The sequence below is a fragment of the uncultured Megasphaera sp. genome, assembly GCF_958350005.1.
In the GTDB taxonomy this organism is placed as follows: Bacteria; Bacillota; Negativicutes; order Veillonellales; family Megasphaeraceae; genus Megasphaera.
Map to the genome: position 1 here is coordinate 1 of NZ_CATWFF010000039.1, position 13,943 is coordinate 13,943.

The window sequence follows — 13,943 nt, forward strand, 5'->3', positions numbered from 1 at the left end:
GTTACATATCGAGGGGAGGAATTATTTCATGCATCAATTTAATATTTCTGTATTAGCGGCATTTGCCATTTACCTGCTTATTATGCTGAGTATTGGCGTCTATTATTCCCGTTCTCAGGAGCGCCTGAGCGATTATATCCTGGGCGGCCGCAGCCTGGGACCCTGGATTACGTCGATGAGTGCCGAAGCATCAGATATGAGCGGCTGGATGCTCATGGGGGTTCCGGGGCTGGCTTACTCGACGGGGATATCCGCATCGTGGATTGCCATTGGCATTGCCATCGGCACGTATCTCAACTGGCATTTCGTATCACAGCGGCTCCGCAATTATACGGAAGTTGCCAACAACAGCCTGACGATGCCGGATTATTTGAAGAACCGCTTTCATGATGACAAGAATATTATCCGCATTATTTCTGCTATCTTTATTCTGATCTTCTTCCTGATCTATACGTCTTCCGGCTTTGTTTCCGGCGGCAAGCTGTTTCAGGCCGTCTTTGGCATGGATTATTTTTACGCCTTGCTGCTGAGTGCCGGCGTCGTCGTAGTCTATACCTTTCTCGGCGGCTTTATGGCTGTCTGCTGGACTGATTTTATTCAGGGCTGCATGATGTTTTTGGCCATCGTCCTGGTACCGCTGGTCGGCATGATTGTTGCCGGCGGCTTCAGCGAAACGATGACGCGTATTGCTACAGATGCACCGAATCTGCTGGTCATGGCACCAGATACGACGTCTACAGGCATTATTGCCATTATCTCGTCTCTGGCCTGGGGCGTCGGCTACTTCGGCCAGCCTCACATTCTGGTCCGCTTTATGGCCATTGGCGATCCGGAAGAACTGAAAAAATCCAAGCACATTGCCATGACCTGGGTCGTCATTTCTCTGGCTGCTGCAGTAATGGTCGGCTTAGTCGGCAAAGTCGTCGTACCGACACCGCTGACTGGCGCAGATTCAGAAAAAGTATTTCTTATCATGAGTCAGCAGTTATTCCCGCCCTTTGCAACAGGCCTGATTTTATCTGCTGTCCTGGCAGCTATTATGAGTACGGCATCAGCACAGCTGCTGGTTACGGCATCGGCAATTTCCAAGGATTTTTACCATACCTTCATCCGCAAAACAGCCAGTGACAAAGAACTGATTTATGTCAGCCGCATTACCGTCCTGGTCGTCGCTGCCCTGGCTATCGTCATGGCCATGAATCCAAACAGTTACATTCTGACCATGGTTGCCTACGCCTGGGCCGGGTTCGGCGCGGCCTTCGGCCCTACTATCCTGTTGTCGCTGTACTGGCGGCGCATGACCAAAAACGGTGCCCTAGCCGGGATTATCGTCGGTGGTCTGACCGTTCTGATCTGGAAACAGTTTGGCTGGTTCGGCCTGTATGAAATCGTTCCTGGGTTCCTGTTCTCCCTGGCAGCCATCTACATCGTCAGCCGCCTCGATGCAGAACCAAGCGAAGAAATCCTGCAGGAATTTGACACGGCCATGAGTTTTAAACAAAAAATCACCCATCTGAAAACAGATGGAATGAAATAAGCCGCATCGGTATATGAAAAAAGCTGTCCTTTCGGGCAGCTTTTTTATATAGGTACAACACTTACGTAACGTCAGATCTGCTGCATGCACAGCTGGGGAGCTGCGGCTCAGACGCCGGGGATATCGATTTCCCGCTGCTTTGTAAACGTCACAGGGCCGCCGATGTACAGGGACTGCAGGACTCCTTCTTTCACCGTCGCTGCAATGGACAAGACGCCGCCAGGCTGGCGGACCTGACAGGACACATCTTTCTTCCCCATACAGGCCAGGGCTGCCGCAACGGCTGCCGAGCCGGATCCACAGCTCTTTTCCCAGTACAGGGACTGCGTAGCCGCCACATACACGGCCGGGATCATAGACAGCGTCTGCGGTGAAAACAGAATCAGGCCAAAGGCCTCCAGCTCTTCATCCTTTGCGTAGTCATATACGGACTGCCAAAAAACGTTCGTATCTATAGCGTGAATATCACCTGCCATATGAACGAAATGCACAATGCCTGGCAGGGCAACGCGGTAAAACCGGCTGGGCCATCCACCGACGTCCAGGATGACGGCTTCAATGGATTCGGGCATAGGCATTTCAATATACGCATTATACCCGCCTTCCGGACGCAGACTGGCCTGAGCCTGCAGCAAGGTACTGCAGCCTGAACAGGATACCGAATACTCCCCTTCTTTCCGGCCAGACAGCATCAGAGCATAGGCTGCCGCAGACCGGGAAGCATTGCCGCAGAATTCGCCGCCCATCATGTCGACGCGAATGGGCTTACCGTCTGTCAGGGTAAGATAGGCTACCTGCTCAGCACCGACACAATCGGGCTGAAGCAGCTTGGCCGCCACTGTACTGTGCAGGGCTGGCGCAACGGGATTTAAGACAAAAATAGTTTCATTGCCGCTCGGATCGGCTTTGACATATTGAATGTGCACCGCATCTCACTCTCCTTCATAGAGATAGTAAAAAGGTATCGGCACAGGCCGATACCTTTTTCTGGCTGCTGCCATTTATTTGGTTACCAAATCTTCTTCGACTTGAATGTGCAGTTCGTGGAGCTGTTTTCTCGTAACTTCCGACGGAGCTTCACTCATGGGATCAATAGCATTCTGCGTCTTCGGGAAGGCGATGACATCACGAATGGATTTCCGCTTGAGCATGAGCATGATCATGCGGTCCAGGCCAAATGCCAGGCCTCCGTGAGGCGGTGCACCGTATTCAAAGGCCCGCAGAAGGAAGCCGAATTTCTGTTCCGCTTCTTCCGGTGTCAGGCCAATGGCTTTAAATACGCGCTGCTGGATATCGGGCTGGTAAATACGGAGGGAGCCGCCGCCCAGTTCAATGCCGTTCAGGACCAGGTCATAAGCCTTGGCATATACATGAGCCGGGTCGGTTTCCAGTTTGTCCAGGTCTTCATCTCGCATGGCTGTAAACGGATGGTGCATGGCAACGTACCGTTTTTCTTCTTCGCTGTATTCAAACATGGGGAAATCAACAACCCACGTGAAGGCAAATTCATTTTCATCAATTAAATTCATTCGGCGGGCCATTTCTTTGCGCAGTTCGCCAAGAGCTGCAGCAACAACAGCCGGTTTGTCAGCAATCATCAGAACCAGGTCGCCTTTTTCACTGCCGCATTTCTTGCCAATGGCAGCCAGCGTATCTTCACCGAGGAATTTCTTAACCTGAGATTTCAGGGTGCCGTCTTCCATGAAGCAAATCCAGGCCAGCCCTTTGGCGCCGTAATGCGATACGTATTCAACCAGGCCATCCAGTTCACGGCGCGGAATAGCGGCATCGCCTTTGACATTGATAGCCTTGACCTGACCGCCGTTGTCGACGACATTGCGGAATACCTTAAATTCCGTGTCTTTAACCAGGTCCGTAATATCTGTAAACTTCATGTCAAAGCGCAGATCCGGCTTATCAGAGCCGTAGTATTCCATGGCATAATCCCAGGTCATGCGATGAATTGGCAGTTTGACTTCGTGGCCCAGTGTTTCTTTGAAAATATAATGTACCATATTTTCAACCAGTTCCAGAATCTGATCCTGGTCCATAAAGGACATTTCCATATCGAGCTGCGTAAATTCAGGCTGACGATCGGCACGAAGATCTTCATCGCGGAAGCAGCGGGCAATCTGATAATACCGGTCCATGCCGGAAATCATGAGGAGCTGTTTGAAAATCTGCGGCGACTGCGGCAGGGCATAGAACTTGCCGTCATTGACACGACTCGGAACGAGATAATCCCGGGCCCCTTCAGGGGTGCTCTTGCACAGTTCCGGCGTTTCAATATCAATGAAGCCGTGTTCGTTCAGGAACGTCCGCATAGCGTGCTTTACTTTATGACGCATAACCAGGTTGTTCTGCATTTCCGGACGGCGCAGATCGAGATAGCGGTATTTCAGGCGAATCTTTTCATCGACATCAATATTATCTTCAATATAGAACGGCGGCGTCTTGGCGGAATTCAGAATCCGCAGTTCTTCACAGCGAATTTCAATGGTCCCTGTCTTCATCTTGGGGTTTACCGTTTCTGCATCACGCATGCGGACAATCCCCCGGACAGCCAGTACATATTCTGTCCGAACCTGTTCGGCTTTTTTAAAGGACACTTCTTCATAATCCGGCGATGCGACGACCTGTACGATGCCCGTGCGGTCGCGCAGATCAATAAAAATCAATCCGCCATGGTCACGGCGGCGTTCTACCCAGCCGCACAGCGTTACTTCTTTGCCATTGTCTGCTTCGCTTACTTCAGCGCAGTACATTGAACGGCGCAAACCTTCCATTGTATCCATTTCGTAAATCATCCCTTCTTGTGTGTTTCCATATATGCGGCAATTCCCTCAAGAGGAACGCTGACTTGCTCTTTTGTCTCCATGTTGCGAACCTGAGCCTGGCCGCTTGCCAGTTCTTCTTCGCCAATAATGACGGTAAAATCAGCATCCAGTTTGTTAGCTGATTTCATCTGGCCTTTCATGCTGCGGCCCATCAGATCGATTTCTGCGTATATGTCATTTTCTCTCAGCTGCTGCTGCAGACGAAAAGCTTCGGTCTTGGCCTGATCGCCCAGGGCGACAATAAATACGGGCCGGTTCTTGGGAACCGGCGGCAGCAGTCCCTGTTCTTTCAGCGTCAGGAGCAGACGTTCCATGCCGATGGCAAAGCCAATACCCGGCGTCGACGGGCCGCCGACTTCTTCAATTAATCCGTCATATCGTCCGCCGCCGCACACGGTGCTCTGGGCGCCCAGAGGAGCGTACATGATTTCAAAGGCTGTATTCGTATAATAATCCAGGCCGCGGACCAGGCGGGGGTCCAGAACAAAGGGAATGCCGACAGCTGTCAGATATTCCTGTACTTTGGCGAAGTGTTCCTTACAGTCATCACAAAGATTATCTGTCAGTTCCGGTACGCCAATGGCGGCCTTGCGGCAGCTTTCTTCCTTGCAGTCCAGTACGCGAAGAGGATTTTTTTCCAGCCGCGCTTTGCAGTCGTCACAAAGCTGGTCTTTTTTATCTGCAAAGAAATCGAGCAGTTTCTGCCGGTACACAGGACGGCATTTCGGGCAGCCGACGGAATTCAGGTGCAGTACCAGATCGGTCAGTCCCAGTTCGCGGAACAACTGGAAGGCCATGGCAATAATTTCCGCATCGACAGCAGGGTCTTTGGAACCGATTTCTTCTACGCCAAACTGGTTAAACTGCCGGTACCGGCCGGCCTGCGGACGGTCGTGGCGGAACATGGGGCCCATGTAGTAAAATTTGTGAACTTTTGGCTCGCCGTATAATTTATGTTCCAGAAAGGCACGGACGACAGACGCCGTATTTTCCGGACGCAACGTCATGCTGCGGCCGCCGCGGTCGGTAAACGTGTACATTTCCTTCGTAACGACATCGGTCGTTTCGCCAATGCCGCGCAAAAACAGTTCGGTACTTTCAAATAAAGGGGTACGAATTTCACCAAAGCCATACAATGAACAAATATGACGGATTTTTGCTTCCAAAATCTGCCAATCTGCTGTTTGCTCCGGCAAAAAATCCTGCGTACCTCTCGGTGCAGTAATTGCCATTACAAATCCTCTCCTCCATATACGACGGCGCACAAACGGCGGCGCCGCTTCATCATCTCCGGCAGCGCCTCCCTGTATCGGGCCACGTCTTTGGGCATATACAGTTTTTCCAGATGGTGCCCGTCGGCACAAACATATTTTGTCGCCCCTCCGGGACCTGCGGCCAAAACAGTCTGCCGTTCTTCCATCATTTCTATATTGTACGGGCTAATCGCTCCCGGCAGCGCATACCCTACATTGGCAAAGCTGGCTGCCATATAGGTCTGCCTGTACAGATAATACGGCTCATAGCCGCCAGTGGCCAGCGTATTGCGGCATATCTCCAGCATCTGGGCCACCTCATCAGCACAGGGAATCGCCCTGCGCAGGGCATGACCAAACAGGGGGGCCCGCTTTTTTAATGCTAACGTATGAATTGTAACATTTTCTGGGTGCAGTTGGCAAACAATTTTCATATTTTCCCGCATATCTTCTGTTTGCTGCCCTGGAAGGCCGGCAATAAAATCCATATTTATGACGGGAAAAGCCAGTTTCCGGCACCGTTCATACATGGCATAAATATCCTCTACAGTATGACTGCGGCCAATGGCATCTAATAAACGCTGCTGCATGGTCTGCGGATTGACACTGATGCGGCTGACACCAAACTGCTTCATCAACGCCAGCACCTCTGCCGAAGCCGTATCGGGCCTTCCCGCTTCGAGAGTCCATTCAGCAACGGGCAGAAAGGCCTGAGCCACAGCAGCCAGCAGGCGGCGCAGCAGCGGCACAGGAAGACAGGTCGGCGTACCGCCGCCTATGTACACGGTGTGAACCTGCAGGCCATACTGGTCGCACAGAAGGCGAATATCGTCAATATCCCGTTCTACAGCGCTGACAAACTGCTCCAGTACAACCGGCTCTTCCTGGCCTACCAGGCGGGACGGAAAGGAACAGTACAGACAGTGGCTGGGACAATACGGAATGCCGATATACACGGAAACATCCCGGCGACTTCCCTTCATATAGGGCATTTGGCGCAGGGCAATCTGCGTCAGTTCCCGTGCCAGCTCCGGATTCACTTCATACGCTGACTGCAGTGTGTTCCGTACTTCCTGCTCCTGACAGCCCTGGGCAAAGAGGCGATGTACCAGCTTGACTGGCCGGACGCCTACCAGCGTTCCCCAGGGACTGGGATGACTGCCGCTGTACGTACGATACCAGTGAAGAAGGCAGTCTTTGACAGCAGCACGCTCCCTGCCATCGGCCGGGATATGCCCGTCAAAGGAGGCCTCCTTTTTCCCGTCCAGCCCATATCGGCAGGACAGGTACAGGCCGTCAGGCCGTTCGTTTACGACGATTTCAGCGCCGACATGACGCGGTTCACGTCCGCCTACATATCCCAGCGAGGCCATAACCTGTCCGACCAGAGAGTGATATGTCTCCGGACCGTCATACCGATACGTTTCGTCTTCCACGTTATCCTTCTTTCTTCTGCATTTCAGCTTCCCGCTTCTTTTCACATTCTTCGCAGTAGCCATATACTTTCAGCTGATGATCGACTGTATGGAAATGATGGCGCTTCTGCAAAATGGATTCCAGTGTTTCCAGCAAATCGTCCTGGCATTCCCAGACTTTGCCGCAGCCCAGGCAAATCAGATGATGATGGAAATGGCCGTCCGTATCGCGGTCGTTTAATTCGTAGCGGCTGCACCCGTCATCGAAATCCAGTTTTTTCAGCAGATCCATTTCCGTGAACAGATCCAGTGTCCGATATACCGTAGCCAGGCCAATATCAGGCGCCATTTTCTTAACCCGTTCGAATACATCTTCTGCATTCATATGGCGGATATTGCTTTCTACAAAGGCCCGCAGGATAACCTGACGCTGTGAGGTCATCTTATACCGCTTGTCTTTAATTTTTTCCTTCATCCGCTTCATCATGACATTCATAATTTCTTCTTTGTTTGTTTTGCTATCTTCCATGACTATTCATCGCCTTTTCTTTGTACGAATTATAAAACCACAAATGTTTGCATAGTATCTGCAATACTGCTGTTACCGGAACGGTCAGAATCATGCCGGCTACGCCGAACAAGGTGCCGCCAATAAGCAGTGCAATAACAATGACAACAGGGTGCAGACTGATAACCGCGCCCATGACCTGGGGCATAATCAGATGGCTGTCGATCTGCTGAATAACAATATAAAACACCAGTACTTTCAACGACAGGGACAAATCCACTGTCGCCCCCAGCAAAATGGCCGGTATGGCGCCGACAATGGGCCCTACAATGGGAATCCACTCCGTAATGGCTGCCAACAGGCCAATGACCATGGGATAAGGCACGCCCATGAGCCACATGCCCAGAAAGGTAAGGGTCGCAATAATACAGCTCATGAGCAGCTGGCCGCGGATATACCGGCTCAGGACATGGTGGATTTCCTGAAATACATCGGTCAGCTGCGTCTGGTACTGTTCCGGATACAGCTTCACAAAGGAGCGAATCATGCTGCCGCCGTCTTTCAGGAAATAAAACGTAATAAAGGGAACGACAAAAAATTCCACGACAGTACCTGCAATGACGAAGACGGAACGAATCAAATTCGACACGCCTTCTACGCCATAATTGCCGACTTTGACAAAGGCATCATTGATAATGCTCTTGACCTGCTCGGGAATATAGAACTGATTCTGATCATTTTCCAGCTGATTCACCAGTTCCGCTGTCTGGGCTACAATGGTATTGAAATTGGCAGCCAGCAAATTGACCTGTGCCAGTAACGGACGCAGAATGACGTTTGTCACTCCTGTTACGATGAGGATCAATACGACAAAGGACAGGAGAATCGCTATATCTACGGGAACGTGACGCTTTATGAGCCGATACAGGATGCGGCTGCACAGGTCCCGTACCGGCATCAGAATAAACGTCAGAATCAGGGATATAATGACAGGCCAGTAAATCGCATTGACTGCCAGAAACAAGGAGAACGCCAGGGCAGTCAATGTGACGCGCAGCCAGAACTGGGACTCCTTATACATCGACATGTCCCTACCATCCCCCGTCTAAATACGGGTTGCCTCGCCGTTCTTCACCAATCGTCGTTGCCGGCCCATGGCCCGGAAGTACGACTGTATCATCAGGAAGGGGCATGAGCTTAGTATTGATGCTGTCAATCAGAAGGCTTGCCGAACCGCCATATAAGTCAGTACGGCCCACAGAATACCGGAACAGGGTATCACCGGAAAAGACGACGCCTTCTCCATAGAGGCTGACACCGCCCGGCGTATGTCCCGGTGTCGTCAATACGGTAAACTTCAAATGGCCGAGCTGAATGTGTTCACCATCGGTTACGACATGATCCGGCGAATCGCATACAATGGATTTCCCCATAAACAGGGACAGGTTGTTGCGGGAATTGGTAATCAGGTCTTTATCTCCTTCCCCGACATATACAGGCGCCTTCGTATACTGGCGCAGTTCCTGCAGGGCCCCAATGTGATCAGCATGTCCGTGAGTCAGAAAAATCAGCTTCAGCTTCAGCTGATGATCTTTCAGAGCCTGGTCAATTTTAGGATAATCCCAGGCCGGATCAATAACCATTGCATCTCGTGTTTCACTGTCATAAACGATGTAGCAGTTGGTCATAACAGGCCCCAGTACCATCGTCATGTATCGCATACTCATAGTATATTCCCCCTTAAAATTCTTTCTTACTATCCAGTAAAATGGTAACAGGACCGTGATTTTCCAGGGTCACTACCATTTCCGTACGAAATCGTCCCGTACCGACATGAATGCCCTGTTTTTCAACGGCCTGAACGAACCGCTCATACAGCGGCTCCGCCATGGCCGGCGGTGCAGCCTGCGTAAAGCTGGGACGGCGGCCATGACGGGCATCGCCGTATAAGGTAAATTGTGAAATAACCAGCATGTCTCCGCCTACGTCGAGAAGGGAGCAGTTCATTTTATCCTGCTCATCTTCAAAAATCCGCAAGTGCGTAATTTTATCAGCCATATACTGTACATCCTGCTCCGTATCATCGGCGGCAATCCCCAATAATACCGTCAATCCCGGACCAATGCGGCCCGTTTCCACGCCATTGGACGTGACGCTGGACGAACGCGTACGCTGCACTACTGCTCTCATGACTGTCCTCCTGTATAGCGCTGCACAGTATATACATCTTTCAGGCGCCGTATTTTCGTCGTCACAAATTCAAACTGTGCCAGGTCTTTAATGCTGATGCCCATGTGGATGACTACATTTTTCGTATCACTCGTCTTGGCATTCACACTGAGGATGGAAATTTTCATTTCTGCCAGGGCTGCCATGATTTCCGCCATAATACCTGTGCGGTCATAGGCAACGATTTCCATATTGACCTCGAAGTTTTCACTGCCATCGTATTCCCATTCTACATCGATGAGCCGGTCAATATCGCTTTCAGCATTGCTGATATTAGGGCAGTCGGCACGATGGACCGATACGCCCCGGCCGCGCGTAATAAAGCCAATAATCGGATCGCCCGGCACAGGACTGCAGCACTTCGCCAGTCGGACCAGCAGGCCTGCTTCGCCTTTAACCAGAATGCCGCTGCCATTGGATTTAGCCTGCTTTTTGGGCTTGAGCTTTTCAATGACAGCCATGCTGTTCTTTTCTTCCTGTTTCTGCACATCTTTTTTATGCAGTTCCAGAAGTTTAATCAACACCGTATTGACAGCAAATCCGCCATAGCCTACGGCAGCAACCAGATCATCTTCTGTGCCGGCATTCATCTGCTTGGCTACACGGGCCAGCCGTCCAGCCGTATTGAGAGCTTTCCAGTCATGGCCGAGCCGTTTACATTCCCGTTCCAGCGCTTCTGCACCTTTCAGGATATTATCTTCCCGATTTTCCTTTTTAAACCAGTTGCGGATTTTCGAGCGGCTTTCTGAACTGCCTACAATTTTCAGCCAGTCCAGGCTGGGCTTGCCGACTTTCGAAGTAATAATCTCGACAATATCCCCGTTTTTCAGGGAGTAATCGAGGGGCACGATTTTGCCGTTAATCTTCGCCCCTACGCAGCGGTGGCCTACATCGGTATGAATACGATAGGCAAAGTCGATAGGAATCGATCCCTGCGGCAAATCGATGACATCGCCCCGCGGCGTAAATACGAAAACTTCATCTGAAAAGGCGTCGAGTTTAAGAGCATTGACAAATTCCTTCGGATTGCTTGTATCCTGCCATTCCAGCAGATTGCGGAGCCAGCCCATTTTTTCATCAAATTCGTTTTTGCCGGCATTGGCATTGCCTTCTTTATACCGCCAGTGGGCAGCAACGCCGTATTCTGCAATATGATGCATTTCCCATGTGCGGATCTGAATTTCTACCGGCTGTCCCCGCGTGCCGATAACCGTCGTATGCAGCGACTGATAGTTGTTTGGCTTCGGCATGGCAATATAATCTTTAAACCGATAGGGCAGCGGTTTCCACAGGCTGTGCACGATCCCCAGTACACCATAACAGTCTTTGACTGTATCGACAATAACCCGGATGGCAAACAGATCATATACCTGACTCAGGTCACGGTTGTCTTTCTTCATCTTTTTGTAAATGCTGTAAAAATGCTTGGGCCGCCCGTTGATTTCACAGCGAATATTCGCCTCTGCCAGCGCTTTGCGCAGAACATCAATGGCTTCATTGACAATTTCTTCGCGAACGTGGCGCTTCTGCTTCATCTGATCGACCAGATCATAATATTTATCCGGTTCCAGATAGCGGAAAGACAGATCTTCCAATTCCCACTTAATATTAAATATCCCCAGACGATGAGCTAAGGGAGCAAAAATCTCCAGCGTTTCCTGAGCAATGCGTTTCTGCTTGTCACTGCGCATATACCGAAGAGTCCGCATATTATGCAGCCGGTCAGCCAGTTTAATGACTACGACCCGCACATCTTTGGCCATGGCCAGAAACATCTTGCGCATGCTGTTAAGCTGCTGATCTTCTTTGGTTCGGTAATTCAGACGGCTCAGTTTGGTAACACCATCTACCAGAAAAGCCACTTCCTTGCCAAAAATGCGCTGCAAATCATCCAGCGTATAGTCCGTATCTTCTACTACATCATGGAGCAGAGATGCCGTAATCGTCTTCGTATCAATTTTCATATCGGCCAGAATCTGCGCAACTGCCAGGGGATGTAAAATATACGGCTCTCCACTGGCTCGCGTCTGGTCCTTATGTGCTTCTTCAGCCAGTGCATATGCTTTCTTCAGGTCTTCACATGATGCGTCTGGCTGATAGCTGTGCACGGTATCCAGTAAATGCTGGAATTCCGTATCTTTATCTTTAAATTCCACAGTATACTCCCCCTTAAGCGCCGCTGTATTTTTGATACGTCGGTGACGTATGCAATTCCATTTTGCCAGTCAGAACAGGAAAATAATAAAAAGGCTCACCGGCGCGGCTTCCCGTATTCAGCACGCCAATTTCTTTCAGTACCGTAATGGCTGCATAAATAGTATGGGCATCATATCGGTCACCCTCTGCCGCTACCAGACGGCGACGCACCTGGCAGACAGCCATGCCCCGTTCAGGCAGCCATTTTTTCAATGCTAAGTATACATCAACCATAACCGTCCGGTCCAGCCGAATATCTGCAGTCATCAGCTGGATATCCTGCAGTACAAGCTGCGGAGACGACAGACCGTTGAATTCGTTTTTCTCCAGCTGAAAGGCCGCCTGAATCCGGTCGCCTTCCAGTATTTCATCACATATGCCGGCCATAGACCATCCTACGCCGGACAAGCGTTCCTGACCGCTACAGGTGACGACCAGGCGCAAGTGCTGCTTGTCCCGGCCAATAGGCCGCAGCTCAGTAACACGACAGTCAGATAATACGAATACAGGCCGGCTATTTCCCATTCCATATGGTTCTAACTGACTTAATTCATCAATGAGTTCCAATGTCACTTCTTGGGGCTGCAATTTCTTATCAATGGCCAACACGGGAATATAGTCGTCTGGAGACATATGCATATTGGCATACCTTTCCAGACGCCGGCGAAAGTCTTCAATATGCTCGGCAGCAATGGAAAAGCCTGCCGCCATCGGGTGTCCGCCGTATTGAATCAGCAGATCATCGGCATACTGCAGCGCTTCATACATATTAAACCCGCGAATACTGCGGCACGATCCCTTGCCGATTCCATCATGAATACTGATGACCAAAGCAGGACGATAATACTGTTCTACCAAGCGTGAAGCAGCAATGCCAATCACACCTGGATGCCAGCCTTCGCCATAGGCAATAAGTACGTTGTCATGGGCATGGCCGCTTTTCTGAATCTGCTCGGCTGCCTTCTGGGCAATATCCCGTTCAATATCCTGGCGTTCCCGATTCAGTTCACTCAGTTCACCAGCAATCTGCAGGGCCCGGTCCGGATCGGCTTCCAGCAGCAGCTGCACACCCTTGCGGGCATGACTGATGCGCCCGGCAGCATTTAGCCTCGGTGCAATCGTATAGGCAATGCGGCCGGCCTGTATCGTTTCTTTCGCCACGGAAGCTGCCTGGAGCAATGCCTGAATGCCAATGCTGCAGCCTTCACGAATACGCCTAAGACCTTCGCGGACAATAATCCGGTTTTCTCCCTGCAGGGGCACCAGATCAGCAATCGTTCCCAAGGCGGCAATTTCACTGTATGCCGTCAGTATTTCCCCTCGCTGCCGCAGCCACAGAGCCTGACACATTTTATAAGCAACGCCGGCACCGGCCAGTTCCTTAAAGGGATAGGCACACTGCTCCTGCTTGGGATTGAGAACGGCATATGCTTCAGGTACGCGTGCCGGCGGTTCATGATGATCCGTAATGATAATATCAACATCTTCGCGGAATTGCTCCACAATATCGTACGAAGCTATGCCGCAGTCCACTGTAATCAGCAAATCCGTACCTTCTTCTACGAGCTGCTGTATTGCCTCTGTATGCAGCCCATACCCTTCGCTTTGCCGTTCAGGAATATAAAACGACGGAGCCGCACCCAGTTCCTGCAGCACCAGATAGAGCAAGGCTGTAGAGGTAATGCCGTCTACATCATAGTCCCCGTATATAACAATGCATTCATGCTTCTCTATGGCCCGGCCAATGCGATGCACAGCCTTATCCATATCCTTCATCTGAAATGCATCATTACTGGCATCCAGCGAATCGTATAAGTAATGCCGGCCCTGTTCTGCCGTATCAATACCGCGGTTGATCAGTACCTGAGCTAAGACTGTTGATATATGTAATTGTTCTGCCAGATGGCGTATATGTGCTTCATCAGCACCAGGAAAGGTCCATCGTTTCTGCATGACATCGCTACACAT

At 50.8% G+C, this 13,943-nt stretch carries 11 protein-coding genes; 1 reads left to right on the forward strand and 10 read right to left on the reverse strand.

Annotated features, from left to right (window positions below):
- Window positions 1–28: 28 nt before the first annotated feature.
- Window positions 29–1,537, forward strand: a complete 1,509-nt coding sequence (gene putP, locus Q3886_RS03715) for a sodium/proline symporter PutP (protein ID WP_301859821.1) — start codon at window positions 29–31, stop codon at window positions 1,535–1,537.
- 107 nt (window positions 1,538–1,644) lie between these two features.
- On the opposite strand, the gene Q3886_RS03720 is transcribed toward putP, so the two are convergent.
- The 10 genes from Q3886_RS03720 to recJ form a co-directional block, all read right to left on the reverse strand.
- Window positions 1,645–2,463, reverse strand: a complete 819-nt coding sequence (locus tag Q3886_RS03720) for a hypothetical protein (protein WP_301859822.1) — start codon at window positions 2,461–2,463, stop codon at window positions 1,645–1,647.
- 75 nt (window positions 2,464–2,538) lie between these two features.
- Window positions 2,539–4,332 (reverse strand): aspartate--tRNA ligase, encoded by a 1,794-nt coding sequence (gene aspS, locus Q3886_RS03725; RefSeq protein WP_301859823.1) that lies wholly within the window; start codon window positions 4,330–4,332, stop codon window positions 2,539–2,541.
- A gap of 8 nt (window positions 4,333–4,340) precedes the next feature.
- Window positions 4,341–5,606 (reverse strand): histidine--tRNA ligase, encoded by a 1,266-nt coding sequence (hisS, locus tag Q3886_RS03730; protein WP_301859824.1) that lies wholly within the window; start codon window positions 5,604–5,606, stop codon window positions 4,341–4,343.
- Window positions 5,606–7,063: a coproporphyrinogen dehydrogenase HemZ gene (gene hemZ, locus Q3886_RS03735; protein ID WP_301859825.1), complete on the reverse strand. Its 1,458-nt coding sequence runs from the start codon at window positions 7,061–7,063 to the stop codon at window positions 5,606–5,608. The genes hisS and hemZ overlap by 1 nt, the downstream gene beginning before the upstream one ends.
- A 1-nt stretch (window position 7,064) precedes the next feature.
- Complete coding sequence (locus Q3886_RS03740; RefSeq protein WP_301859826.1) at window positions 7,065–7,571, reverse strand: Fur family transcriptional regulator; 507 nt, start codon at window positions 7,569–7,571, stop codon at window positions 7,065–7,067.
- The gene (locus Q3886_RS03745; RefSeq protein WP_301859827.1) at window positions 7,561–8,637 is read right to left on the reverse strand and encodes an AI-2E family transporter; all 1,077 of its coding nucleotides are present in this window, start codon (window positions 8,635–8,637) and stop codon (window positions 7,561–7,563) included. Before Q3886_RS03745 ends, Q3886_RS03740 begins: the two co-directional genes overlap by 11 nt.
- 4 nt (window positions 8,638–8,641) lie before the next feature.
- On the reverse strand, window positions 8,642–9,277 hold the full coding sequence (locus Q3886_RS03750) for an MBL fold metallo-hydrolase (protein WP_301859828.1): 636 nt from the start codon (window positions 9,275–9,277) through the stop codon (window positions 8,642–8,644).
- A 13-nt stretch (window positions 9,278–9,290) separates the two neighbouring features.
- The gene (dtd, locus tag Q3886_RS03755; protein WP_301859829.1) at window positions 9,291–9,740 is read right to left on the reverse strand and encodes a D-aminoacyl-tRNA deacylase; all 450 of its coding nucleotides are present in this window, start codon (window positions 9,738–9,740) and stop codon (window positions 9,291–9,293) included.
- Window positions 9,737–11,935 (reverse strand): bifunctional (p)ppGpp synthetase/guanosine-3',5'-bis(diphosphate) 3'-pyrophosphohydrolase, encoded by a 2,199-nt coding sequence (locus Q3886_RS03760; protein WP_301859830.1) that lies wholly within the window; start codon window positions 11,933–11,935, stop codon window positions 9,737–9,739. Before Q3886_RS03760 ends, dtd begins: the two co-directional genes overlap by 4 nt.
- A gap of 13 nt (window positions 11,936–11,948) precedes the next feature.
- Window positions 11,949–13,943: single-stranded-DNA-specific exonuclease RecJ (recJ, locus tag Q3886_RS03765; RefSeq protein ID WP_301859831.1), on the reverse strand; the 1,995-nt coding region annotated here is incomplete at its 5' end.

Coding starts and splice junctions, on each gene's coding strand:
- putP (WP_301859821.1), top strand. CDS start 29: ATGCATCAATTTAATATTTCTGTATTAGCGGCATTTGCCATTTACCTG.
- Q3886_RS03740 (WP_301859826.1), bottom strand. CDS start 7,571: ATGGAAGATAGCAAAACAAACAAAGAAGAAATTATGAATGTCATGATG.
- Q3886_RS03750 (WP_301859828.1), bottom strand. CDS start 9,277: ATGAGTATGCGATACATGACGATGGTACTGGGGCCTGTTATGACCAAC.
- aspS (WP_301859823.1), bottom strand. CDS start 4,332: ATGGATACAATGGAAGGTTTGCGCCGTTCAATGTACTGCGCTGAAGTA.
- dtd (WP_301859829.1), bottom strand. CDS start 9,740: ATGAGAGCAGTAGTGCAGCGTACGCGTTCGTCCAGCGTCACGTCCAAT.
- hisS (WP_301859824.1), bottom strand. CDS start 5,606: ATGGCAATTACTGCACCGAGAGGTACGCAGGATTTTTTGCCGGAGCAA.
- Q3886_RS03745 (WP_301859827.1), bottom strand. CDS start 8,637: ATGTCGATGTATAAGGAGTCCCAGTTCTGGCTGCGCGTCACATTGACT.